At 42.0% G+C, this 24491-nt stretch carries 23 protein-coding genes; 6 read left to right on the top strand and 17 right to left on the bottom strand.

The window, feature by feature from the left end:
* Window positions 1-32: 32 nt before the first annotated feature.
* The 6 genes from mltG to alaS form a co-directional block, all read right to left on the bottom strand.
* Entirely contained in the window at window positions 33-1082 is a 1050-nt protein-coding gene (gene mltG, locus MHI25_RS08185; RefSeq protein ID WP_339247381.1) for an endolytic transglycosylase MltG, read from the bottom strand.
* Between the two features lie 172 nt (window positions 1083-1254).
* The gene (locus MHI25_RS08180) at window positions 1255-1563 is read right to left on the bottom strand and encodes a DUF1292 domain-containing protein (RefSeq protein WP_076104918.1); all 309 of its coding nucleotides are present in this window, start codon (window positions 1561-1563) and stop codon (window positions 1255-1257) included.
* Entirely contained in the window at window positions 1556-1864 is a 309-nt protein-coding gene (locus tag MHI25_RS08175; RefSeq protein ID WP_038569507.1) for a DUF1292 domain-containing protein, read from the bottom strand. Before MHI25_RS08175 ends, MHI25_RS08180 begins: the two co-directional genes overlap by 8 nt.
* Window positions 1865-1877: 13 nt before the next feature.
* Window positions 1878-2297, bottom strand: a complete 420-nt coding sequence (gene ruvX / locus MHI25_RS08170; protein WP_036675598.1) for a Holliday junction resolvase RuvX — start codon at window positions 2295-2297, stop codon at window positions 1878-1880.
* Complete coding sequence (locus tag MHI25_RS08165; RefSeq protein ID WP_036675601.1) at window positions 2294-2569, bottom strand: IreB family regulatory phosphoprotein; 276 nt, start codon at window positions 2567-2569, stop codon at window positions 2294-2296. The genes ruvX and MHI25_RS08165 overlap by 4 nt, the downstream gene beginning before the upstream one ends.
* A 314-nt stretch (window positions 2570-2883) precedes the next feature.
* On the bottom strand, window positions 2884-5517 hold the full coding sequence (gene alaS, locus MHI25_RS08160; RefSeq protein WP_076126297.1) for an alanine--tRNA ligase: 2634 nt from the start codon (window positions 5515-5517) through the stop codon (window positions 2884-2886).
* A 521-nt stretch (window positions 5518-6038) separates the two neighbouring features.
* On the opposite strand from alaS, the gene MHI25_RS08155 reads away from it, so the two are divergent.
* Entirely contained in the window at window positions 6039-6899 is an 861-nt protein-coding gene (locus tag MHI25_RS08155; RefSeq protein ID WP_340395663.1) for a type II CAAX endopeptidase family protein, read from the top strand.
* A gap of 84 nt (window positions 6900-6983) precedes the next feature.
* Here the strand turns inward: MHI25_RS08155 and MHI25_RS08150 are convergent, their stop codons facing one another.
* The 5 genes from MHI25_RS08150 to MHI25_RS08130 form a co-directional block, all read right to left on the bottom strand.
* A complete protein-coding gene (locus MHI25_RS08150) occupies window positions 6984-7901 on the bottom strand; it encodes a DUF5692 family protein (RefSeq protein WP_340395232.1) in 918 nt (305 codons plus the stop codon).
* 294 nt (window positions 7902-8195) lie between these two features.
* Window positions 8196-9458 (bottom strand): FAD-dependent oxidoreductase, encoded by a 1263-nt coding sequence (locus MHI25_RS08145; RefSeq protein WP_076184718.1) that lies wholly within the window; start codon window positions 9456-9458, stop codon window positions 8196-8198.
* A gap of 3 nt (window positions 9459-9461) precedes the next feature.
* A complete protein-coding gene (locus tag MHI25_RS08140) occupies window positions 9462-10499 on the bottom strand; it encodes a helix-turn-helix domain-containing protein (RefSeq protein WP_076126290.1) in 1038 nt (345 codons plus the stop codon).
* Window positions 10500-10579: 80 nt separating this feature from the next.
* The gene (locus MHI25_RS08135; RefSeq protein WP_305953954.1) at window positions 10580-11326 is read right to left on the bottom strand and encodes a metallophosphoesterase family protein; all 747 of its coding nucleotides are present in this window, start codon (window positions 11324-11326) and stop codon (window positions 10580-10582) included.
* Between the two features lie 69 nt (window positions 11327-11395).
* Window positions 11396-11917: a MarR family transcriptional regulator gene (locus MHI25_RS08130; protein ID WP_076126288.1), complete on the bottom strand. Its 522-nt coding sequence runs from the start codon at window positions 11915-11917 to the stop codon at window positions 11396-11398.
* Window positions 11918-12134: 217 nt separating this feature from the next.
* Here MHI25_RS08130 and MHI25_RS08125 point away from each other — a divergent pair, with 217 nt between their 5' ends.
* A complete protein-coding gene (locus tag MHI25_RS08125) occupies window positions 12135-13766 on the top strand; it encodes an MDR family MFS transporter (protein WP_076192880.1) in 1632 nt (543 codons plus the stop codon).
* A gap of 74 nt (window positions 13767-13840) precedes the next feature.
* Here MHI25_RS08125 and MHI25_RS08120 read toward each other — a convergent pair whose 3' ends face one another.
* Window positions 13841-14329 (bottom strand): MarR family transcriptional regulator, encoded by a 489-nt coding sequence (locus MHI25_RS08120; RefSeq protein WP_081383250.1) that lies wholly within the window; start codon window positions 14327-14329, stop codon window positions 13841-13843.
* Between the two features lie 127 nt (window positions 14330-14456).
* Between MHI25_RS08120 and MHI25_RS08115 the strand changes: the two genes are divergently transcribed.
* Complete coding sequence (locus tag MHI25_RS08115) at window positions 14457-15953, top strand: amidase (protein WP_340395231.1); 1497 nt, start codon at window positions 14457-14459, stop codon at window positions 15951-15953.
* Window positions 15954-15990: 37 nt separating this feature from the next.
* On the opposite strand, the gene MHI25_RS08110 is transcribed toward MHI25_RS08115, so the two are convergent.
* Window positions 15991-16584, bottom strand: a complete 594-nt coding sequence (locus MHI25_RS08110) for a TetR/AcrR family transcriptional regulator (RefSeq protein ID WP_076126280.1) — start codon at window positions 16582-16584, stop codon at window positions 15991-15993.
* A gap of 165 nt (window positions 16585-16749) precedes the next feature.
* Here MHI25_RS08110 and MHI25_RS08105 point away from each other — a divergent pair, with 165 nt between their 5' ends.
* Both MHI25_RS08105 and MHI25_RS08100 read left to right on the top strand, forming a co-directional pair.
* The gene (locus MHI25_RS08105; RefSeq protein ID WP_340395662.1) at window positions 16750-17634 is read left to right on the top strand and encodes an ABC transporter ATP-binding protein; all 885 of its coding nucleotides are present in this window, start codon (window positions 16750-16752) and stop codon (window positions 17632-17634) included.
* Window positions 17634-18446, top strand: coding sequence for an ABC transporter permease subunit (locus MHI25_RS08100; RefSeq protein ID WP_076126276.1), 813 nt, complete (start codon window positions 17634-17636; stop codon window positions 18444-18446). The genes MHI25_RS08105 and MHI25_RS08100 overlap by 1 nt, the downstream gene beginning before the upstream one ends.
* 334 nt (window positions 18447-18780) lie before the next feature.
* Here the strand turns inward: MHI25_RS08100 and MHI25_RS08095 are convergent, their stop codons facing one another.
* The 4 genes from MHI25_RS08095 to MHI25_RS08080 form a co-directional block, all read right to left on the bottom strand.
* A complete protein-coding gene (locus tag MHI25_RS08095) occupies window positions 18781-19740 on the bottom strand; it encodes a family 43 glycosylhydrolase (RefSeq protein ID WP_076184723.1) in 960 nt (319 codons plus the stop codon).
* A gap of 105 nt (window positions 19741-19845) precedes the next feature.
* Window positions 19846-20742: a carbohydrate ABC transporter permease gene (locus MHI25_RS08090; RefSeq protein ID WP_036675639.1), complete on the bottom strand. Its 897-nt coding sequence runs from the start codon at window positions 20740-20742 to the stop codon at window positions 19846-19848.
* Window positions 20743-20795: 53 nt separating this feature from the next.
* Window positions 20796-21674: a sugar ABC transporter permease gene (locus MHI25_RS08085; protein ID WP_076138280.1), complete on the bottom strand. Its 879-nt coding sequence runs from the start codon at window positions 21672-21674 to the stop codon at window positions 20796-20798.
* Window positions 21675-21753: 79 nt separating this feature from the next.
* Window positions 21754-22998, bottom strand: coding sequence for an extracellular solute-binding protein (locus tag MHI25_RS08080; protein ID WP_036675642.1), 1245 nt, complete (start codon window positions 22996-22998; stop codon window positions 21754-21756).
* Window positions 22999-23274: 276 nt separating this feature from the next.
* Here MHI25_RS08080 and MHI25_RS08075 point away from each other — a divergent pair, with 276 nt between their 5' ends.
* The gene (locus tag MHI25_RS08075; protein ID WP_076126270.1) at window positions 23275-24180 is read left to right on the top strand and encodes an ArsR family transcriptional regulator; all 906 of its coding nucleotides are present in this window, start codon (window positions 23275-23277) and stop codon (window positions 24178-24180) included.
* Window positions 24181-24491: the final 311 nt, after the last annotated feature.

Here is a 24491-nt window from a genome sequence, read left to right as displayed (position 1 = left end):
ATTTCAACCGCACCACTCTTCATTTTAATAGTTTATTTCGATTCTTGCTTACTTTTTTCGATATTGGCTAAATGTTCCTTGTAGGTCTTAGCAAATAAATGGCCCTGTGTACCATCTTTTTTGGTCACATAGAAGTAATATTCAGAAGCTTCTGGTTCGAGTGCCGCTTGAATGGACTCCAGCCCCGGATTACTAATAGGTCCCGGAGGAAGTCCAATATTCTTATACGTATTATATGGACTATCAACTTCCAAATCTTTATACAAAAGTCTTTCCTTCTGCTTATTGAGTAAATATTGAACGGTAGCGTCGATCTCCAGCTTCTGCTCTTTCTTTAGGCGGTTATAAATAACACCAGCCACAAGCGGACGTTCACTATCCACCACAACTTCCCGCTCAACCAGCGAGGCTACGGTCAACAGTTCATGCAGAGACAATCCACGCGTTTCTAGCTTTTGCTGCCAGTTAGGAATCGTATCGAGCTTCTTCTGGAACTGATCCAAAAGCGCTTCTACAACTTCCTGGGGCGTGCTATCTTTGACCAGCTCATAGGTTTCGGGGAATAAATATCCTTCAAGACGGTGGCGTAGATTCTTATCCTGCGGGATACCAAGAATATCAATCCCCTTCAAACCTGCACCAGTATCCATAATTTCAAGAAAAGTAGCCGCATCCTGATTCCAGGCTTCAGCGAGCTTCTTAGCGATCTGCTCAGCAGTATATCCTTCGGGGATAGTAAAGACCACAGTTTCTTCCTTAACTACATCACCTGCATTTAATCTTGCAATGAGTTCATCATAGCTATCACCGGGCTTAGCGATATAAGTACCTGCTTTGAAGCTAGAGCCTTCTTTAGTCCATTTCAAATATCCCTTAAAAAAAAGACTCTTACGGATAATGCCATTCTGCTCAAGCAGATCAGCAATCTCCGCACTTCCCATGCCCTTCTCTATCGTAAATGTTACAGCAGGACCTGCAGGCTCTACCGGCTGCATCCCGTTCCAAATGTACCATGCGCCCCCACCTCCTGCTGCTACCAGCAAAAGAATAATGATTAACACAGTACGGATTGCGGATTTCAAGTCTGGTTCCTCACTTTCCGACTATAAAGTATAAAAGTGTATTGCCTAAAATTCAATATATATTTCCTTAGATTGATGTATATAGGATATTGCTCGCATTTCAAGCAAAAAGAGCGCGGAATTCTCCGCCCTCTTCCGTGCCCATCATAAATGTAACGTACATGTTTAAGTTTTATTCAGCGCCATCTGCTGGAAAAGTCATCTCATCGTATAGCTCAGAGATGTCTTCCCACTCTTCATCGTCCATAATGCTCTCCAATTCCGGAAGTCCGTCAGAAGAGACAACGATACGCAGGATTTCATACTCCACGTCTTTGCCAGAGCCTTTCAGCACTGCATATCCGCGATCACCGACTTCAAATTCGGCGATAATATCGTAAATGGAAGATTTGCCTTGCTCATCTTCCAGTTCTACAGTTTCTCCGTATGCTTCTTTAAGCCGTGAAGTCCATACCGCTTGATCAGCGGATATCTCAGTCATTCTCCGATCCTCCGTCCAACTCGTCGACCAGTGTGTTGAAAGTCTCTTCGACAATCGCCCACTCCTCGTCATTATCGATCATGAACAATTGAAGATCGTCGCCTTCTTCCACATAACGGAACGCATATACCTCATCGGTTTCCTCGTCCTCGGAGTCTAGCGGAACCACCATCATATACTTAGCGTCCGAGCCATCAACCTCAAACTTCATAATGACCTCGAATTCCTCTTCATTACCTTCCTCATCGGGAATATAGATAATTTCCGGTTCTTCCTCTTGGCCAATCTGTTCGTTTGTCATATCCTCGCACCCCTCACCTTTTACTGTTAGCATCCAAAAAATTTTGCAAAATCAGGGCTGCAGCCATTTTATCCACAATCCCCTTGCGTTTCTTCCGGCTGACGTCCCCTTCAATCAGCACCCGCTCTGCGGATACCGTCGTCAGACGCTCATCCCAAAGGTGTACGGGCATTTCTAACTCTTCCCGTAGCTTATCAGCGAACTCTATACAGATTTCGCCCCGGGGTCCTACTGAGCCGTTCATATTCTTCGGTAGACCAACTACAATCTCTCCAATTTCGTGCTCTGCAACAAGTTCACGAATGCGTTCGAACTCATTACCCGTACCTCGGCGCTCAATCGTTTCAAGAGCTTGTGCCGTCCAGCCAAAAACATCACTTGTGGCTACACCGATTCTACGGTCGCCGTAATCTAAACCTAACTTCTTCTTCATTTCGGATTGTCCACCCTGTGATTGACGAGATAGAATCTAACCAGCTCTTCAATCAGCTCATCACGTTCTTTTCTCCGGACCAAACTTCTCGCATTGTTATGGCGCGGAATGTAAGCCGGATCTCCGGAAAGAAGATACCCTACGATCTGATTGATCGGATGATACTCTTTCTCCACCAGTGCATCGTATACTGCTAGCAATATTTCCTGGGGAGAAGCTTCCTTTTCGTCGCCCTTCACATTGAATTTGACCGTTTTGTCCATGGAGTCCATTTGTGACACCTTCCTTCTGCAAAATCGCCTTTTGGGACGGCTTCGCAAAGTTGCTACTGTGCAGCTCGCTTGCTTCCTTTATCATAACATATTCATGCCCCAACGAGGAAATCCTGCCCGTTATTAACGCTTTTTTTGGCATTTTCTCTACAAAAATTATGATATTTTTGGCTTTTAAGCTATTGTCAAGCACAATTATTCATGAATATCTAACATCCTGCTAATAAAGAGTAGCGGTACTGATATCAAACTCTCAGTACCGCTATGTTTTCTCGTAATACGTTTAGTTAGAGAAATGGTTTCGTAATTTTAACTTAGGCTAAGGAAGCTACCAATTCTTCAGCCTTTGCCAATGCTTCGTTTAGCTTAGAAGCATCTTTACCGCCGGCTTGCGCCATATCTGGACGCCCACCGCCACCACCGCCGCAAACTGCTGCAATTTCTTTAACGAGTTTACCAGCGTGGAAACCTTTCTTCACCAGGTCTTGCGGTACAGATACTACAAAGTTTACCTTATCATCCATCGCTGCACCTAATACAAGCACTGCATCCGGAAGCTTGGATTTCAATTCATCCGCTGTGGAACGCAAAGCATCCATATTGCCTGCTTGAACAGCAACAGCCAGGAGCTGCGTACCTGCGCCAACTGTCTTCACACTGCTTGTAAGTTCAGCAGCAAAAGTAGCACTCAGCTTGGATTGCAAGGACTCATTCTCACGCGAAAGCTCACGCACCTGGTTATGCAGCGCTTCGATCCGTTTCGGAACGTCATTCAGAGAAGACTTAAGAAGGCCTGCTGATTGTTTGAGCAAATCTAGCTGACTTTCAGTGAACTGGTAAGCGTAACGTCCGGTAACCGCCTCGATGCGGCGCACTCCGGAACCAATGCCACTTTCGCTAAGCAGCTTGAAAATTCCGATTTGCGACGTGTTGGATACATGACAACCACCGCAAAGCTCAAGGCTGTAATCACCCACTTGAACGACACGGACGATATTACCGTATTTTTCACCAAAGAGTGCCATTGCTCCCATTGCTTTAGCTTCATCAATCGGCTTGTTCTCAATCACTACATCTAGACCGCGCCAGATTTGTGCATTTACGCGATGTTCGATATCGCTCAATTCTTCTGGAGTAATCGCTCCAAAATGGGAGAAGTCAAACCGCAAACGAGCACCTTCCACTAAAGATCCCGCTTGATTAACATGCCCGCCAAGAACTTCTTTAAGCGCTTTGTGCAATAAATGGGTAGCTGTGTGGTTCTTCACGATATCTTCACGCTCCGCACGATCCACTTCCGCGCGAACGGATTCGCCCACTTTCAATTCTCCCGCTTCCACAGTTACCAAATGTACGTGTTGGCCGTGTGGAGCTTTAAAGAGTCCTTTTACCTTAGCTGTAACTGAACCCCCAGTAAGCACACCCGTGTCACTTACTTGTCCGCCGCTCTCAGCATAGAACGGTGTTGTATCAAGAATAACTTGGCATTCTGCGCCTTCACCGGCGACATCTACCAATTCATCACCCACAACAATAGCCAGGATTTTCGACTCTGTTACCGAGTCATTATATCCAACAAATTCACTTTTAACCGTCAGGTCTGCTAGTGCGCCTCCCTGGATCTTCATGCTGCCGCCATCATGACGTGCAGCTCTCGCGCGGTCACGTTGCTCCTGCATAGCCGCATCAAAACCTTCTCGGTCTACAGTTAAACCTTGCTCCGCTGCGAAATCTTCGGTCAGGTCAAATGGGAACCCATAAGTATCATATAACTTAAATGCATCGGCTCCAGCAATATTGCTGAGACCCTCTGCTTTTGCTTTAGCACTGATCTCACCCAAAATAGCCAATCCGTCAGACAATGTTTCGTGGAAACGTTCTTCTTCAGTACGAATAATCTTTGCGATATATTCGCGGTTGTCCACAACGGATGGATAGTAGACACCCATAATTTCGCCAACGGTTTCAGTCAGCTCATACAGGAATGGACGATCCAGACCCAAGGTCTTTCCGTACCGAACAGCACGGCGAAGCAAACGGCGGATAATATAACCGCGTCCTTCATTAGAAGGAAGTACTCCATCCCCTACTGCAAAAGTAACGGTACGCACATGGTCAGCGATTACTTTAAGCGCGATATCCTGCTCAACGTTATCTTTATAAGTTACACCCGCGAGCTGTGCTGTCTTTTGAATAATAGGTTGGAACAAATCAGTGTCGAAGTTGGAATCTACATCCTGTAGAATGGATGCAAAACGCTCCAAGCCAGCCCCTGTATCAATGTTTTTATTCGGAAGCGGCGTATAGCTGCCATCCTTGTTATGGTTGAATTGTGAGAACACCAGGTTCCATACTTCTAACCAGCGTTCATTTTCTCCACCTGGATACATTTCCGGATCGCTCATATCACTGCCGTAAGCTTCACCACGGTCATAAAAGATTTCCGAGCAAGGACCGCATGGGCCTTCGCCAATATCCCAGAAATTATCGTCGCCCAGCTTAATGATGCGTTCAGCAGGCAGGCCAACCTTTTCATTCCACAGCTTAAATGCCTCTTCATCCTCTGCGTACACCGTTACGGAAATACGTTCCGGGTCAAAGCCGATCCACTCTTTGCCGGTTAGGAACTCCCAAGCCCATGTGATAGCTTCTTCTTTGAAATAATCGCCGATGGAGAAGTTACCCAGCATCTCGAAAAATGTATGGTGACGGCGTGTCTTACCCACATTCTCGATATCATTGGTACGAATACATTTTTGTGAGTTAGTCAGGCGCGGATTTTCTGGAACCTCCCGGCCATCGAAGTACACTTTCAAAGGTGCCATACCCGCATTGATCCACAGAAGCGAAGGATCGTTGTGAGGAACGAGGGACGCACTTGGTTCAATCTTGTGACCTTTACTTTCAAAAAATTTAAGCCATTTGGAACGAATTTCACTTGCTTTCATCATTTACAGCTCCCGTCTCATCTTTTTACTTCGGCATTTACACCGGAAATTACAAAATACCTAAAAAATAAAAACAAAAAAACGCCCCTGAATAATTCAGGGACGATTAATATCGCGGTACCACCCTGGTTATCGCCTTGACCCCACTAATGGGACAATTGCAGACGATCGCCTTGTCGCGGCTGATAACGGGCGCCCCCGGTGAGCATTGATCTCACACTCCGAAATTAGCTTTCCACCGGCCTATCTTCAAGGTTCTCACAGCCATTACGAAACGTTTCGTAAAGGAACCTTTTCTCTGATCAAGCCATCCTCCGGTGTACTTCATTTTCATCAACGATTTGTCCGATTTGCATTTTAACATTTCAAGTATAGCCAGTGCCCTTGCTTCTGTCAATCTGGGGATGGGCGAATGTGAAGAATAACACATGATTTTTGTAACAGTAAACTTGGACTCAAAAAGGATATAGTGAAATCTAAGGTTAATTTGGAATATTTTGTATTCAGGAGGGCTGCCGTTGATGCTTCACGTCAAGGAGTTCAATCCATCATCGATTTTTGAAACAAAGCCTACACACTACCTTTTTATAGCGAGCCTCATTTTTATTCATATTATCTTTACTCTTGCGGTTAATCTCATCCTTTTTGAGCATGGATATTTAAGTTTTATTGCCAAAAACACAAACCACTGGATCAATGAAACGTTAGCCGCCAATCTAGTTGGGCTTCTCTTAGAAGTAATTATTTTTTTGATTCTGATAGCTAAAGTTTCGCCCCGGGATTTTGGGTTAAAAATAGAAAAATTACGAGCCGGACTGCTGGGTACCTTTCTGTTTTGGCTCGCTATAAATATAGTAGATTTGTGTATGGTACACTTGAATCACTCAGAGCTAACACTTAACAATGCTATCTTCAACCATTCAAATTTAGTTTTCGGTGAAATTCTAGGTCAAATCTTCGGAAATGCTTTATTGGAAGAAATCTTATTTCGCGGCTTCCTGCTCGTTCAAATCTATCTATACTTAAAAAAAATCAACAACAAAACTACACGGATGATCTCTGCAATGCTAATTTCACAATCGATCTTTGCCGCCATACATATCCCAAACCGGATTTACTCAGGATTAGTTGGAATGGAGTTTGTTTATGATTTTATCATGCTTCTAATTCTAGGAATTATATTCGCTCTACTCTATATCTTAACCCGAAATTTATTTTTCGTGATCGGCGTTCACTCATTAATGAATATTCAGATAGTGTTTTGGAACAGCAATTTCACATATACGGCAACTTTATTATGTATCTTATTACTGACTTGTCTTTTGCTTTGTATAAAAAGGAAAACATTTCGTGCGCAGCAACGGGCGGATATGGGGCTCTGATAATTAGAACTTTAATTATTCACAAAAAGAAGTTCCCCCCTTTAAGCAGGAGGAACTTCTATCACTATTACTATAATGTCTCTATTAATTCGCACCCTCTGCAATAGCTTTATAAGCAGCTAAATCCGTATAAACTTCCTCTTTAAGCGGATTGCGTTTATGCTTGATGATTTTATAGAAATGATAACCAAACACTGCAATATTAGCAGCTAAAGATAATGCACTTACTATCCACAGAGCGGTTTCACTATGAGAGGATTGTACAGAGAACTTTGACTCGCCAACAAACGCCGGGAACGACATCGTAAACATCATCCAAATCGCCAAAGTCTGTGCACGATGCTGCAGCCATGCCCCTTTTTTAAAGAAGAACGCCGGGATGGTACAAGAGATCAACAATGCTGCACCTGCATAGAAGGAATGGTCAGAAACTGCATTATATACATAGGCAAAGTTCCAAATGTCATAAGCAATGATCCAGAACCAAAGCTGGTCAGGCCACAACATATCTTTACTCTTATCTTTACTGATCACAATACCCATCCAACCAGAAATCGTAATAATGTTCAGAATACCTGCGATCCCGTTCATAATGTTCCAAGGACCACCTACCATCATTACGCCATCCACCATACCTTGCAAGCTGTACACTTGGAAATCACGAATAACTGCTTCAAGAATGTTAACTGCAAGGATAATAGCCGGGAACATTAATATATATTTATTTTTGTCCCATCCTTTAGCATAACGGATAGCCATAAACCCTATACATCCTGCCAAAGCAGAATATACTTTTACCCAGTGAAACCATGTTCCAGTACTGGAACCTTCTCCTGCCGTATTTGGCCAAACCGCTATGGTAAGAACAATAGGGACAACTATAAAAAGAATGATTGAGAACCACTTGCTCTTCCGTGCGATTTCATTTACAAACATTAATCCTGCTAGTACTACTAACCACATTAGCGCAGAGTACCAGGGAATCGATTCGAATAAAAACATGTTTTACTCCTCCTTGTAGGTTGGTGTATGTAATCTGTGTCTCAGGTCCAATATAGCCCATCCCTCTTTAAACGATCAAATCGCTTAAAACGTTGATTTATCAGTGTTTTTTTAGTTTCATTTCAAGTTGAGTTTACACAACCCTAGCACTAGAATTCGCCAAACTTTCTACCTTTCTTCTGAGAAATCTATTAGAATACATGTCTATAGAACTATATACTGCAAACCTAACTTGAATGTAAAAAAACCTTGTCGACAAATTTCTTTGTGGACAAGGTTCCTCATTAATGTTATTCAAAAGAATCGTTCAACCAAGTGTTTCGCGTATATAATACAATTCTCAAGTGTAGGGAAGTTCATGATTTCTCCAGCTAAATAGATATTGTTTTTCCCCTGCATCTGATCAACCCGTTCATAAAATCCCTCATGTAGCGCATTAGAATCCACATGTGGGAAATGCCTCCAACGCTTCATCATATATAGTCGAATGCTCTCTCCGCCCAGCTCGCGAAGTTTATTTTCTACCGTCTCTCGCATTTCCAGATCAGTCATAGCTTCATTCTCTGCTACATAAACCGTAACTAGATCCGTAGTTCCCATATCTGCCCACCGATAGTACCATGCCATCATATGCCCTTTACGTTCAGGGTACATATTCCGGGGGATATAGCCAGAAAGCTCCGGCAACCCCTTCACTCTATACGCATATACCCTAAACCATTCATAGGTTATATTCGCTAATAAAGTTTTGTCCTCACTTGACAGGCTAACTGTATCGCCCATTTGCTCTAAAGCTGCTGTATAAATGACCTTGTCAAAATAAAAGATGTCCTGACTCGTCTCTACTCGAACCTGCCCATCTTGTTCTTGCTCCATAAAAAGCACTTCACAAGTCAGGCGTAGATCGTTTACTTGGTCGGCCATTCGTCTAATCAGCTCAGTAACACCCTTAGGCCAGGTTATCATATGAGTAATTTCAATAAACGACAACAGATTATCATAGCTTAGAAATTTCAGCACATATGCAGCGGGAACATTATGGATACCACCGAATCCAAAAGTATTAAAATAATGCATGTAGACCTGCTCAAGGACAGACAGCTTATTCTCTACACACCACTGCGAAAATGGCTGACATAAATCTGGCGGTAAGTGGAGAAAACCCGGTTCTTGGAGAGACTCATAGCGTTTTAGAATATCCGGCAATCGTTTGAATTCTTGTGTAAACGCCTCTATCTGCTCCATGGGAATTTGTGAAGTTTTTCTCCCATTATTATCAAAAAATCCACGTTCTAACAATGGTCCCCTATCCATAAGATCAAAATCTCTCATAAAATCCATCGTATGTTTATAGGTAGGCAGGCCGATTAGCGTCCCCATTTCATAACTTTTTCCTTTGTACTCAATAGAATGACACTTTCCTCCTACTCTATCCGACTTCTCCATGAGGGTAATGTTGGTATATCCTTTTTTCGCTAATTCATAAGCAGCCGTAACCCCAGAAATCCCTGCACCGATGATTCCAATTCGGTCTTTATTCTTTGTGTTTGTCATCATCCGTTATCTCCTTGTAAATAACCATAATGGCAAAGTTTCTCGTTGTCCCGTATAGGCAAGTGCGACATCCGATGGTATTTTACCTTGATTAGGTCCGTCTGTAATTTGCCTGTTGAAGTTGTAGGTTCTCAAGTATTCATGTAAGCGCTTTTCTAAAATTTCAAAGGAATCTATCGTATCATCTACCCAAGCCTGCTGGTAGAATTCTTTGGTCAACACCGCCGCAAATTGCTGCAAGGGCTGAAATATCTCTGTTTGGTCTACCGTTATAGCGACTTGATTAATATTGTTCTTATGTAAAAATTCACTATATTTATGTTTTCCTCTGTCCCAGTTCGTAATGAATTCACGGCTTTTGTTCGTAACCAGATTATCGATATGAAAATCTAATGTCTTCATCAATGGGAGAACTTTCAGATGCATAAAATCTATAAAATGAATGGTAGATTTCCGATTGTATAGCTTAACTAGACCTAGTCTGGAGTAGGCATCATAAATTACATATTGATATACCTTTCCGACCCTCGGGAAAACTCCCAAATAGCTAATACTCTGCTGACACATATACCCGGGATGAGCATTTATCGGATTCTTCATCTTATAATCTAGTATTTTCCGTTTCTCTTTAAATCCTTTAGTGTGAGTGGATTGTGCGCCATTCCTCTTCTTTGCTTTGATTTGATTGGCGTAAGCTTCACGTTCTATTCGTTTATTTAGTCCGTTTCGACGTAGTACATTATAAATACCGGATTCCCCTATTTGCATACCTTCATCTTGCAGTTCATAAAAGATGCGTTTAGGCCCATCCTCAGGAAATCTGGCGACGTACTCCAAGATCAATCTTTCCGTTCTCTTATCTACTTTATTAGGCATTACCGGCTTTCTTTTCTTCTCCCCAAGTCCATCCATTCCATGTTGTTGATAAGCTTTAGACCACTTATAATAGATCGTCCGGGAAATGCCAAACTCCTTACAGGTTTCGCTCACATTCTTGCTGATGGCCCCTTGCATGAGGATATGATATTTGTTGTTCGCATTCACCTATTTGCACCCCTCCTATCTTTATTTTATACATAGTTAACGTTTAATTCATTACTATTCTAAAAAAAATGGGAGAACGCTCAAAGCGTCTCACCATTCCGAACAAAATGCGTTATGTATTTCCCTGCGGAAATCTCCAAGCAATTTAGTCGTTGGCCATATGCACAGCCGCCATCTATCCCAATTTTATCTCCCAGTGGACTAAACCAGATTTCTTCTGAATCATGCAGATCCATCGTCGAAGTATGACCGAAAACAACCGTTTTGTTAGTGCTAACTACCGGATTCTTATAAAAGGGTTCTCTAATCCAGATAAAATCATAAGGGTCTTGCTGCTTCCAATCCTCTATTAATGGATTAATGCCTGCATGAACAAAAATATGTTCTTCCGTCTCATGATAAAGCGGCAATGTGCTCAGAAAGTCTATATGATGTCTATAGTCCCGCCTAATTTTTTCTTTTAGCTGCATATAATCCTTCCAGCCAAAATCCTTCTGCAAACCTTCGTAGCCCGCCTCGCAATAACTCATCAGTGTATGAAATCCGCCGTTAGTTAGCCAATGGGTATCCAATTTATCATCTTCGCTGGTGAGCGCATCGCAAGCCATTTTATCGTGATTTCCTTTGAGAACTATCGCTCCACATTCTTGCTGCAGAGTCATCACTTGCTCCACAATTCCTTTACTGTCCAGACCTCTATCCACATAATCTCCCATTAAAATAAGCTTATCCTCCGCCGGGCGATAATTCACTTTTGATAATAGGGCATTGAATTCTACATAACTTCCGTGAATGTCACTAATTGCTAATATTCTGATGATAATCACTCCTTGCTCTAAGATGCAAAAAAAGATGTTCCCGCAGGTCTGCAGGAATATCTTTTGATGTTGGGCTTTCTATACTGAATCTATAACTAATGGCTCCTCATCCGACTGTGGAAAAAAATGACGGCTTCTGACCTCATGCACCGCTTCTTGAAAACGATCGCACAAAAAGATCAGCTGGTCGATCTCTTCCTTACCGACCTTTTGCGTGATTTCACTCAAAATGCCGGAATAGGATGCCATCTGCCTGCTATAAATCTGCTCTCCAAGCTCACTCAGACAGATATATACGACCCGACGATCTGTATCGGATGTTGTACGCACTACGTAACCTTTTTCCTCCAAAGTATTTGCCATTTGCGTGGCAGTAGGTCTACTTATCTGGAGCAGGTCACTTAATTTAGAAATCATAACTCCCCGGTGCTGTTTGTCACCTTCAGTGGCTTTCTTTTGCTTCATTACAGTGTGAATGACGTACATCATAACAAACTCTCTATACGATACTACATCAATCGAGTAGGGGCGAGCAGTCAGACGCTTTATATTTTCAAGGGCTATGATCAGCTTCTGCTCTTGATTGTCATGGGTATCCATAGGGCACCTCCAATATACCTCAATCTAATTAGATTACTTACCTATTCCCAAAAAATCAAGTCAAATTCAAATTCTCTTTAAATTAAAATTTAATAATTAACCTGTTGTGCTAATTGATGAATTTGTGTATTATACATAAATGATAGTTTGGCTACCTAATTATTACGACATGAATTCCCAAACTACAATATATAGAAGTTAAAGGAGAGGAACTGCTCTGGAGCATCTCACTCAGAAAAAGAAAGTTACAATTATGATTGCTTTAATGGCGGCTATGTTTTTCGCAGCAATCAACCAGACGATTGTGGGCACAGCAATGCCCCGAATTATTGCGATGCTTGGAGGTATTGAACATTATACCTGGGTAATTACCATCTATATGCTCACCTCAACCATTGCTACCGTACTTGTCGGTAAGTTATCCGATATTTACGGAAGAAAGCCCTTCCTGTTATCAGGGATTGTCATTTTTATTATAGGTGCTTTCCTATCCGGATTGTCGACCAACATTTTTCAAATGATCACTTATCGCGGGATACAAGGTCTAGGCGGCGGGATTCTAATGTCGGCTACCGTAACCGCTGTAGGTGATTTGTTCGCTCCAAGAGAGAGAGCCAAGTGGACTGGAATTATGATGGCGATATTTGGTTTCTCCAGCGTAATTGGTCCTACCCTTGGCGGATTCATGGTAGATCACATGGCTTGGAAATGGATCTTCTGGATCTTCTTACCTTTCGGGATCGTGGCCTTCTTTATGATTTTGAAAATGTTCCCTAAAACAACGCGTTCTACATCTGAGTCCATCGACTACTTAGGCTCCATTTTCCTTTCCCTGACCATCGTTGCGCTCCTGCTGGGCTTTTCATGGGCGGGAACAAAATATGACTGGGGTTCTCCGGAGATTCTAGGCTTGTTTGGGGCTTCCATTCTGGGTCTGATTATCCTGATTCTGATTGAACGTAAAGCTAAAAGCCCAGTATTGCCATTATCCTTATTTAAAAATTCCATCGTATCCATCTCAATGATTGTCGGCTTCCTGATGAATGCTGGTATGATGGGCGCAATGATCTACCTGCCTTTCTTCGTGCAAGGGGTAGAGGGCGTCTCCCCAACTAAATCTGGTTTTATCAATATGCCAATGTCACTTACTATGATTGTACTAAGTACTTTAGTGGGAAGATGGATCTCCAAAACAGGAAAATATAAACGTTATGCTCTAATGGGGATGCCATTCATGGTTGTAGCCATGATATTAATGGCCTTTATGAGTAACATTGCTACGGCTGTAGTCAGCATGATTATCTTCGGGGTTGGGTTAGGACTATCGATGCCTGTATTTACACTAACCGTACAAAATGCTGTAGCGCCTTCAATGCTAGGTGTTGCTACTGCTACAAATACTTTATTCCGTAATTTAGGTGGAACCATAGGTATTGCCATCATGGGTACCATTATGAACTCCTCATTAACGAAAAAATTAGAGGCAGCGGTGTCCTCTGGCAAAGGTCCGGATTTATCCAAACTTGATCCTGAATCCGCTAAACAGCTTTCTGCCTTTATGAATCCTCAAATGCTGCTAGATCAGCCTAAGCTTAAAGAATTGCATGCAACACTGCCAGAGCAAATCCAGCCGCTCTTCAATCAATTGATTGAGATGCTGCGGAACGCACTAAGCGATTCCCTGACAGTTGTGTTCTTAAGTGGTACGGCGCTGTTAGTTATCGCAGCACTGCTCGTTCTGTTCCTTAAAGAGATTCCATTACGTAGTGGAGAGAAAAAAATGGAGACACACGCAGAGGATAAAAACGGGAGTAAAAAACTCGAAAAATCTGTGCCTGCTGCACATTAATCACAAATAACCTTACATTAGAGATGTCCGTAAACAGCTTAGGCTGTGCGGCATCTCTTTTTTTATAAGAAGGGCTAGGATTCATTTGGTTGATCGTTCAATTCTTCGAAGTAAACATAGACTCCGTTTAACAGCTCCATTAACGTATCCGTCTGTTCTTTGCCCATGTAATCAATCATACCTTTAAAGGTATTCCGGGATTTCGTTACAGCCATCTCAGCCAGATGCTCCCCTTTTTCCGTAAGCGTGATCTCACTAACTCGGCGATCCTGTGCATCAGAAGTACGCACCACATATCCTTGTGCAATCAGACTATTGAGCATTTGGGTAACCGTAGGAGAGGTGACTTTCAGAAACTTGCTAATCTCCGAAACCGTCTGTCCCTTCTTCCCTTCCCGTTCTTTACCAAGCTTTAAAGAAACCAACATCCGGACCTCACTTGGCTTCAAGCCCCAAATCGTGGTTTTACGCCAGTTCATTCTAGCGAATTGTTGGAAAGCCTCCATTAATCCATCCACATTCTGATATTTCTCTTCGTTCATCAGTACACCCCATAAAATCATTTAACACTAAGTATAGCCTAATATGACGTAAAAAAGAATTGATAGATGTCAGATTACCCATTTTCAAAAAATAACTAATGGGATGTATAATATAATAATCATCCTAAATTGAAAGTGGGTATCTAATTTGTCCTTTTCTTACTCTACCTATGACGCTCTAGGACTTGCTTCACTTGTCAAAGCACGTGAAATTTCACCTCGTGAGCTGGTCGAAGCCGCCTTTGCTCGGTTAGATGAGGTCAATCCGGTCATAAATGCGGTGGTGCGCACCCGTCGTGAAGCTGCTCTTAGAGAAGCCGACGAGATGCCTGTTCAGGATAACACTCGGCCGTTTGCTGGCGTTCCGTTTCTATTAAAAGATATTTCCCAATCTATCGCTGGCGAGCCCATCACTTGTGGGGCTATGCTGATGAAGAACAATGTCGCACGGTGGGATTCAAATTATGTTGCACGAATTAGGAAAGCCGGCTTTATTCCACTTGGCCATACGAATACACCCGAGTTCGGCTTAAAAAACATTACAGAGAATGTCCTCCACGGCCCTGCTCGTAATCCTTGGAATCTCGAATATTCTCCTGGAGGTTCAAGTGGCGGAGCCGCGGCGGCTGTAGCTTCTGGTATCGTTCCAGTAGCGGGAGCCAGTGATGGTGGTGGATCCATCCGTATTCCCGCCTCATTCACAGGCCTATTCGGACTTAAACCCACGCGCGGGCGCACACCAGTAGGACCCGGAGTCGGCCGTCAATGGCAAGGGGCTTCTATTGATTTTGCCTTAACCCGGTCCGTTCGCGATAGCGCTGCTATGTTAGATCTGCTGCAGGTTGTGCAGCCGGAAGCCGCCTTCCAGACCCCGTTATACCCGGGCGTATATCTGGATGATCTGTTTAAGCCTACGCAACGTAAACTACGAATTGGATTTACGACGGCTTCCCCAGTAGGTACGCCTGTCTCTGAAGAGGCCGTAAATGCTGTTCTCAAAACCGTGAAATGGCTCGAAGCTGAAGGACATGCGGTTGAAGAAATAGAAAGTCCTGTGAATGGCACAAGACTGATGGAGAACTACTATACGATGAATGCCGGAGAGGTAGCAGCGATGTTCGTCTCCCTGGAGAGAAATATGGGACGTTCCATAACTGCTTACGATGTCGATATCATTACGTGGGTCCTTGGTGAGACCGGAAAAAATGTTTCAGCGGCCGAATTCGTACATAGTCTGGATGAATGGGACGTTGCAGCCGCCCAAATGGCGGAACTGTTTAATCATTACGACTTATATATAACACCTACGAATGCAAACTCTGCTCCCAAAATTGGTGAATTAACGCATAAACCTGCAGAGATAGCAAAGCTGCTGCACGTAAATGAATTGCCAAAAGAAGAACAGAGCCGCTTAATTTACGAGATGTTTGAGCCAAGCCTAACCTATACACCGTTCACCCAGCTCGCAAATCTGACAGGCCAGCCTGCAATGAGTGTGCCCGTCCATAAGTCAGCAAATGGCCTGCCGCTAGGCGTTCAAGTCATGGCGAACAAAGGCCGTGAAGATTTGTTGCTTCAGCTTGCTGCCCAGCTTGAACAATCCGCTCTTTGGATCGGCATGAATGGAAATCCGCTGTTCACCTGATCAATTAAGGGTGATGCTCTCGCAGCTCAAGCTCCCCTTACTCTTTCCCGCAAATGCCATAGAAGAAAATATGGATGGCTTCCTCGATGAAGGCATCCATATCTTCCTGTTTGCTAGCTTCGTCTAGAAGTTCACCCGCATTACGCATATACATCCCCATTAGTGAAAGTATCCCTTTGGTGGATACTTTATTTGAGATTTCTCCCCGCGCTTTCCCATCCTCGACCATCTTCACCAGCACCGGCAAAATGTCATTCGCATATCGTTCCTCAATATAATGGAACATTTCTTGATCCTCAACCATAAGCTCCTTCACAGTTGCGGGAGATAAACCGCTGTAAGTTTCCCTCTCCATGGTTAGAATGTAACCAATAATCTCCTTTAGAGAATGCTCTTGATAAATGTAATCTTCAAATTCCTGAATTTCCTTCTGAACAAAGTCCTTAAAAGACTCACTAAGCAGCGCTTCCTTACTGCCAAAATAATTATAAATCGTCACCTGAGAGACCCCTGCTTCTTTCGCAATATCAGCGATCCGTAGACGTTTCGGTTCCCAGTTCTTGAGCATCTCCATGGTAGTTTTCATAATTTTGAGTTTAATCTGTGCTGCTCTCTTCTCAAATCCATTCATAGCTTCCACCCTAACTTCGTTATTAAGTATGCATATTCAAATTTAATGAAATATTCCATTTTAATTATTTCATAATTATATTGACTTCATTAACCACTAGGAATAATATAACATATGAAATATCTGATTCATAATAGTTCATTATTTTGCGGCGGGGGTGGCAGCATGCTGGTTGTAGAAGGTTTAACTAAACGATTTTCGAATGGCAAAGGAATCGAAGATGTAACATTTACCGTAAATAAAGGCGAGGTTTTTGGATTTCTGGGTCCTAACGGTGCGGGTAAATCGACGACCATACGGCATATCATGGGTTTTATGAAACCAGATCAAGGGCATACGAGTATCCATGGGCTTGATGTATGGAAGGCACAAGGGACAGTCCAGAAGCATATCGGCTACTTACCCGGTGAAATCAACTTTTTCGATGGGATGACGGGTCTTTCTTTCCTTAAATTTATCTCAGCCATGCAGGGAATCAAAAATACTACCAAACGCGAGCAGCTGATTGAACGTTTGCAATTTGATGCCACCACTCCGATCCGAAAAATGTCAAAGGGAATGAAGCAAAAGGTCGGAATCGTCGCTGCTTTTATGCACAGTCCTGACGTTATTATTCTGGATGAACCTACCTCGGGTCTCGACCCGCTCATGCAAAAGGTATTTATTGATCTGGTACTGGAGGAAAAATCAGCCGGAACCACCTTTCTCATGTCCTCACACAGCTTTCAAGAAATTGAACGCACCTGTGACCGCGCCGCAATTATCAAAGACGGACGGATTATCACCGTGAAAAATATTCATGAACTGCAATCGATGCAACGGAAGCTGTTTGAGGTCATTTTTGCGAATAGTGAAGATGCAGTGAATTTTGCCGCCTCCGGCCTACAAGTGGAAGCTCACGAGGGAAATAGGGTCCGCATAGCTGTGCAGGGCAATTATGACCGATTCATCCGGGAAACTGGAAAATACAATATCCGCAGCATCGACGTATTCACGCAAAATCTGGAGGACATCTTCATGGACTATTATGACCGCGAGGGGGTAGTGTAATGAATCTTCCGCTCTATAAGGAAATGATGCGAGTGAACCTGAAAGGAATATTGAATTACGCCTTTGGTTCTGCCTTCTATATTCTGTTTATGATCTGGCTTTATCCTGGGATTGCGGGGAGCACACAAGCAATTGATGACCTTATTAAGGCGATGCCAGAGGGTGTGGGTAAAGCCTTTGGATTAAACAGCGGATTTACCAGTGCTGAAGCTTTTATCTCCGGAGAATATTATGGACTTATACTAGTTCTGATTCTTTCCATAGTTTGTGTGCAAATGTCAACGCAGCTTATGGCTCGACTCGTGGATCGCGGCGCCATGGCTTATCTGCTCATAGCCCCAACTACACGGAGAAAAGTCGCTACCACGCAGGCACTTGTTCTCACTACAGCATTACTCTTAATTATGGGTGTAACCACCCTCGCCGGATTATTAGGTAAAGCATGGTTCCTTGGCAGTGAATATGACTTTAACAGTGGTCGCTTCGCTCAGCTGAATACCGTGGCGTTTTTATTATTTTTTGCGGTAGGCGGCCTTACCTTTCTCGTGTCCTCTGTATGTAATGACGAGAAAAAAGCGCTCGGAATTTCCGGCGCCATCGCCTTCGGATTTTTCACTCTGGATCTACTCGGTAAAATAAGCGACAAACTGGAAGGACTGCGTTTCCTAACCTTATTCTCCTTCTATCAACCCGGGGAAATCGTTCAGGGCAACGTGGAGATTATTCAGGTCTCCAGTTGGCTGCTGTTGATCGGAGTGTTCACCTTTTCCTTGGGAGTAGAGCTGTTCAGAAGACGGGATCTTCCATTATAAGAGTACCTCATTTGATAAACTCGCTTTTACGCATTCCCAAAGCAACTATCGGACACCGTTGACCTTAAATGCAACTTTATCACAAATTTGTGTACCTAACGGACCCTAAAGTCGTTATTGGCTTGAAGAACAGCAAAAATGAACCTTTTCTAAAGGAATAGCTGCACTGGGGTCCGCAACCTTCCTCAAATGTCCAAAAATTTGCAAATAGCGTCAGCTGAGTCCTTAAGCCTCAGGAGGGTTATAACTATGACTCTTATAAAAAACAACAGAGCAGTGTTTCTCCACCTCTGGGAGAATCATTGCTCTGTTGTTTTATGCGACAAATCCCTTTTTATTTCGTATCCGGTCTAGGTACACCAAAGTTTGGCGTTCCGTCTTCATTCCACTGGATTACTTGCACACGTGCGTGACGATTCGGATCGTAAAGCGGATCACCGACAATTTCCTTATAGCTTCTAGCATGGAAAACAAGGATATCCTGTGTGCCATCCTCAGAGACAGTGAAGCTATTATGTCCCGGACCATATTGGCCGTTTTCCTCAGAAGTCGTAAACACAGGTTCAGGTGTCTTGACCCATGATTTTGGATCCATCAAATCACTATTCTCATCAGCAGTCAACAATCCCATACAATAGTTGTGATCTGTTGCACTAGCTGAGAAAGTCATGAAAATGCGTCCATTACGCTTAAGGATTGCCGCGCCTTCATTCACCAAAAATCCGATTTTTTCCCAATCGTATTCAGGAGTGGTGATGCACACCTGCTCGCCTTTTAGTGTCCAAGGGTTCTCCATTTCGGAAATATAAATATTTGAATTGCCAGGGATAGCAGGATCTTTTTGTGCCCAAACGTAATATCTAACTCCTTTATGCTCAAAAGTTGTTGCATCCAAGGCAAAAGATTCCCATTTTGTTTTTATTTGACCCTTTTCGACCCATTCACCCTCTAAAGGATTTGCGGATGAGTTTTCTAGTGCAAACATGCGATGATCAAATAAACCATCTTTCGTATCAGAGGTATGTGCAGCTGCATAATACACGTACCATTTCCCATCAATATAATGAATCTCTGGCGCCCAGATATTAGCACTCATCAAGCCCGTTTCATGCTTAACCCAAATGGTCTTCCCTTCAGCCTCAGCTAATCCTTGAATGGATTCAGAACGGCGAAGCTCAATTCTATCGAACTCTGGAACTGAAGCTATGAAATAGTAGTACCCGTCAGTATGTTTATAGATCCAAGGATCTGCTCGTTGCTCAACTAGTGGATTTTTCACATTAAATTCTCTCACAATGACAACTCCTATATTTATCTCTTTTTTTTATATTTGCAGGTCACCAAAACACACCCTTCCTTATAAGAAGTCAAGGTGTATTTAAGTTTAAATTCATTCGATCTAACCTTTGATACCCGAATTCAGGTTGATGGATTGAACGAAGTATTTTTGTGCAAAAACGAATAGCAGCAATGTTGGAATAATCGCCATGATTGCCGAGCCCATTAATTGTCCGATCATACGATAGTTTCCGTAGATATCTTGCAATAAGAGCAAACCAGCGGTAATTGGCATTTTGTCTACATCTGTGTACACAATAACCGGCCAGAGGAAGTCATTCCAAGATCCAGTAAAGGAGAACAATCCGCAAACAATCAATATTGGTTTAACTAACGGCAATATAATTTGCGCGAAAATTCTAAAGTCACTAGCACCATCAACTTTAGCCGATTCATCTAATTCTTTTGGGATACCGTTCATAAACTGTCTGACCAAGAAGATATTACCCATACCCGCAAGACCAGGGATAATCATAGCCCAGGAAGTATTCACCCAACCAAAGGAGTCAATGATTTTATAAGAAGGAATCAAGTTAACAACACCCGGGAAGAAGGAGATTCCCAGCAAAGTAAAGAACAATGTGTCTCTTCCTTTAAACTTAATACGGGTGTATCCAAAACCTGTAATCGAAATAACAATAACAACCAGAATGGTGTGAGATGTAGCAATAAACAATGAGTTACCTAACCAACGTAGAATTGGAGCTGTAGAGGTATTGTTTAAGATTGTAACGTAGTTCTCAAAGACCCACTCTTTAGGAAATAGTCTAAAGCCCGAGGATACTACTTCCGTTTGTGATCTAAATGAGGTGGAAATCCCGAATATAACAGGAATGATCCAAATCACACATAGGATACCTAGAAATATATAGGAAATATATTTTGAAATACTTACACTGGAGGAGCCTTTTATTTTGCCTGTTGTATTTACAACTGGATTTACTGCCTGGTTTGACATTTTAGTACACCTACCTTTTCCATTTCCTTGTTAGTCAATTAGTTTCTGCGAACCTATGAAGCATTTCGGTTCATTACAAAATATTGCAGCGCTGAGATCACCAAAATAACTAATCCCAGTAAAACTGCCATAGCTGATGCCATCCCGGCGATGGACTCACCGTTACCGAAAGCTAATTGACGAATATACATCATTAGAACGTGTGTACTTTGTCGAGGTCCGCCATCGGTCATCATTAACGGTTGGCCGAATACATTAAAGGCACCCGCAGTTGTCATAACAAAGGTATAAATTAATGGAAAACGAATAGATGGCAAGGTAATACTAGTGAATTTTTTAATAGAACCCGCACCATCGAGCTCAGCCGATTCATATAACTCTTGAGAAACGCCACTTAAGGAAGCACGATAGATAATCATGTTGCCCCCAATACCACCCCATAAAGTAATTACAATGATAATAATCCACGCATAGGGTTGATTTGCAGGCCAAGCAATTTGTGATCCAAATAGATTACCAGTGATCCCAAGTTGCTTATTAAAGATCAACAGCCAAATCAGTGCGGCCGCAGAAATTGAAATCAAGCCAGGAATATAAAGAATAGATTGAATTAAGCTCTTCATTTTAACTTTTTTATGTTCCAACGCCACCGCGACCATTAATGGAATAATAATCAGCAACGGAACAGACATAGCAACGAAAATCAATGTATTTTTTAGGCCTCTGAAAAATTGAGTATGAAAGGTTGAACTGTTGTCAAAAAGAATAGCCTTATAGTTATCAAAGCCTACCCATACCGGATCACTCATTAAATTCCATTTTGTAAATGAAGCATAAATCCCATAAATCGTTGGCAATAAAATGAAGACAGCAAACAAAATGACATGCGGACCTACAAAGAAAGCAGGTGCCCAATTGATTTTCTTTTTCATAGGAATTCATTTCTCCTTTTGCACAAAGTAATGCACCATAACATGGCACATTACTTCGTACAATCTATTCTATTTTGCTTTATTTTGCTGCACTGCTGCTTTCCGCAATTTTATCTTCAACAAATTTTTGCATCGTTGCCAAAGTCTCATCAATATCAACGTTGCCACGCACGATATCCGCACAGTAAGTATCTACAGCTTCCGCAATGTATGGGTAGTATTCATAGGTGTAAATGTATAGGGATTCGATTTCTTTTTCATCAGATGTAAAGAAGGATTGCATATAGTCTTTGTACTCAGGGCTTTGGTTAACTACGTTACTTGCTACGTTTTGTCCAGCTTTTGCCCATTCCATCGAATTCGTACGAACATATTCCAAGAAGTTAGCAATACCCACTTCTTTTTCGTCTGTTCTCTTATCATTTTTCAACATAGCGAACAAGTGAGAAGAAGATCTGTTGGTGAATTTATCAGGAGTAGGAGAATAAACATTGGTCACGCCAAAGTTCAAGCCTTCAACCCCAGCATGTGCTGTAGAACTCCAAGTTCCGTCTGTCGAGAAAAGTACATTTTGAGATTGGAACATCAAGTAACCGTCTTCACCAAACGGAGTCATCAGGCCAGCATCAGCGATTTTCTTAACATTTTCAAACGCTTGTTTAAATACAGGGGTATTAACAGCCGGTTTTCCATCGACTTGGATATCCCCGCCCAAATCTTGAATTTGAGCCAAGATAACCCAGCCCAGCAAGGCATCATTAACTACGTAATCGCCTTCATCCAATTTACCTTGTAAGGAAAGCATTTCATCAATAGTAACAACGTTATCATCCAAGAAGGATTCAGCGTTATATTTTTTCAGCAAATCTTTATTGTAATACATTACGTTACTATGAATATCAAGAGGAACTGTGTATTGAGTTCCATCGATATTACCAGTGTTCCAAGCTTGTGGTAAGTAATTTTCAGCTTTCAGTTCAGGTTGTGCTGGCAATACGGTATCTTGCATGGATTCTAGTACACCTTGTTTAACAAACCCAGGAACACGGTCAGCGTGGATAATTGCTAAATCAGGAACACCTTTGCTAGATGCCAAAACTGTAGAAATTTTTGTGTACATATCAGCCGTAATAACATGTTTTACTTTGATTTCGGGATTCGTTGCATTGTAGTTTTTAACAATTTGATCCATATAAGCACCGTCATCACCGGTCAGCGGTGTCCAGAACGTAATCGTCTTACTATCATCTTTACCACCGCATCCTGCCAAAACTGTCGATAATGTTAGAACCGTTGCTAATAAAACTCCAAATTTCTTTTTCATTACTCTCTCCCCCTGCAGCTGTAATGTTAAGATAACCATTCATGTTCACTTTCTTTGAAAACGATTAACTTGAGATTAGTATACATTCATTGTGAAAGCGTAGTCAATAACATTTAAATAAACTTAACAGAATTTTTTTTCGTTTAATTAACCTTTTGATTCATCTCTCGGAGATGAAAGCGATATTATATTTACTTCGGTTACCTTTCATGTTACTTTATATATAGATTAATAAACTTTACAGTATATGAAATAACTTTGAAAGAAGTGGGTAAAATGCAGTTGGAAATCGACAAATCCTCTCTTGTTGTTTACGAAGCTTTAGCGAGTGAAGTACGCATCAAAATTATTCAGTTGCTCTCCAAAAATAAGATGAACATCAAAGATTTGGCAGAAGAACTTAAAATAAGCAGTCCTATCGTTACCAAACACATTAAAAAACTAGAAGATGCAGGGCTCATAAAAACTGAAAAGGTGCCTGGTAAATCAGGAATGCAAAAAATCTCAATCCTTAGGGTGGATCATATTGAGATTAACTTCCCGAAAAAAATCTTTCACTCCTTTGCCTCCTACGAGACATCAGTGCCGATTGGTCATTATACCGATTATGATCTGAAACCTACTTGCGGACTTGCTACGGATAAGGAGTTTATCGGCAGAGTAGACGAACCTAAATATTTCATGGATTCTAAAAGAGTGGACGCAGAGATACTCTGGTTCACGCAAGGTTATGTGCAATATAATATCGCTAATTTCCTAAAAAAAGAGGAAACCTTACAGCAATTTGAAATTAGCTTAGAGCTTTCTTCCGAATTCCCCTTTGCTAATGACGTATGGCCTTCAGACATCACCTTTTCTTTGAATGGCTTGGAATTAGGGACTTGGACGAGCCCCGGAGACTTCGCTGATGCTAGAGGTAAATTCACACCGGAATGGTGGCCACACAATATCAATCAATACGGATTGCTAAAAACGATTAGAATTACAAACCACAATGGAACTTATATTGACGGTGACCCGCTGTCTCAGGTTTCGATTGAGGATTTAGATACGAATTGTGATCGTTGGACCTTTCGGATCGAAGTGAAGGAAGATGCAAAACACGTAGGAGGAGCAACGATTTTCGGAAAAAAATTCGGAAACCATGATCAAGATATCATTTTCAAGTTGTACTATCTGTAAATTTTTCATTTATGATCTAAGCAAAACTGGTTTTTTTGCGGGGGTGAACAACTAATTAGCTATTCTTCTTTAGCTCCCCCCCACCTGTTATGCCCTATCCCCTCTCTTTATCTTGCTGATATATCCCGCCTAGTCATCCATTCACTGTATTTCACTCTTATCCACTTCAGCAGTAATCACCAGTAGTTAAATCATTTGCCTCTATTTTGAATTTATAATTTATAAAAATATAAAAAGATTCATAAATCATTAAATTTCTGTTTGACTATTTGCTGATATCATGCTTAAAATGAGAGCATTATAAAACGTTT

The organism is Paenibacillus sp. FSL E2-0177 (genome assembly GCF_037992975.1).
GTDB lineage: Bacteria > Bacillota > Bacilli > Paenibacillales > Paenibacillaceae > Paenibacillus_AQ > Paenibacillus_AQ odorifer.
Note: the sequence above shows the minus strand (reverse complement) of the source record. Positions and strands in the feature narration are given on the sequence as shown.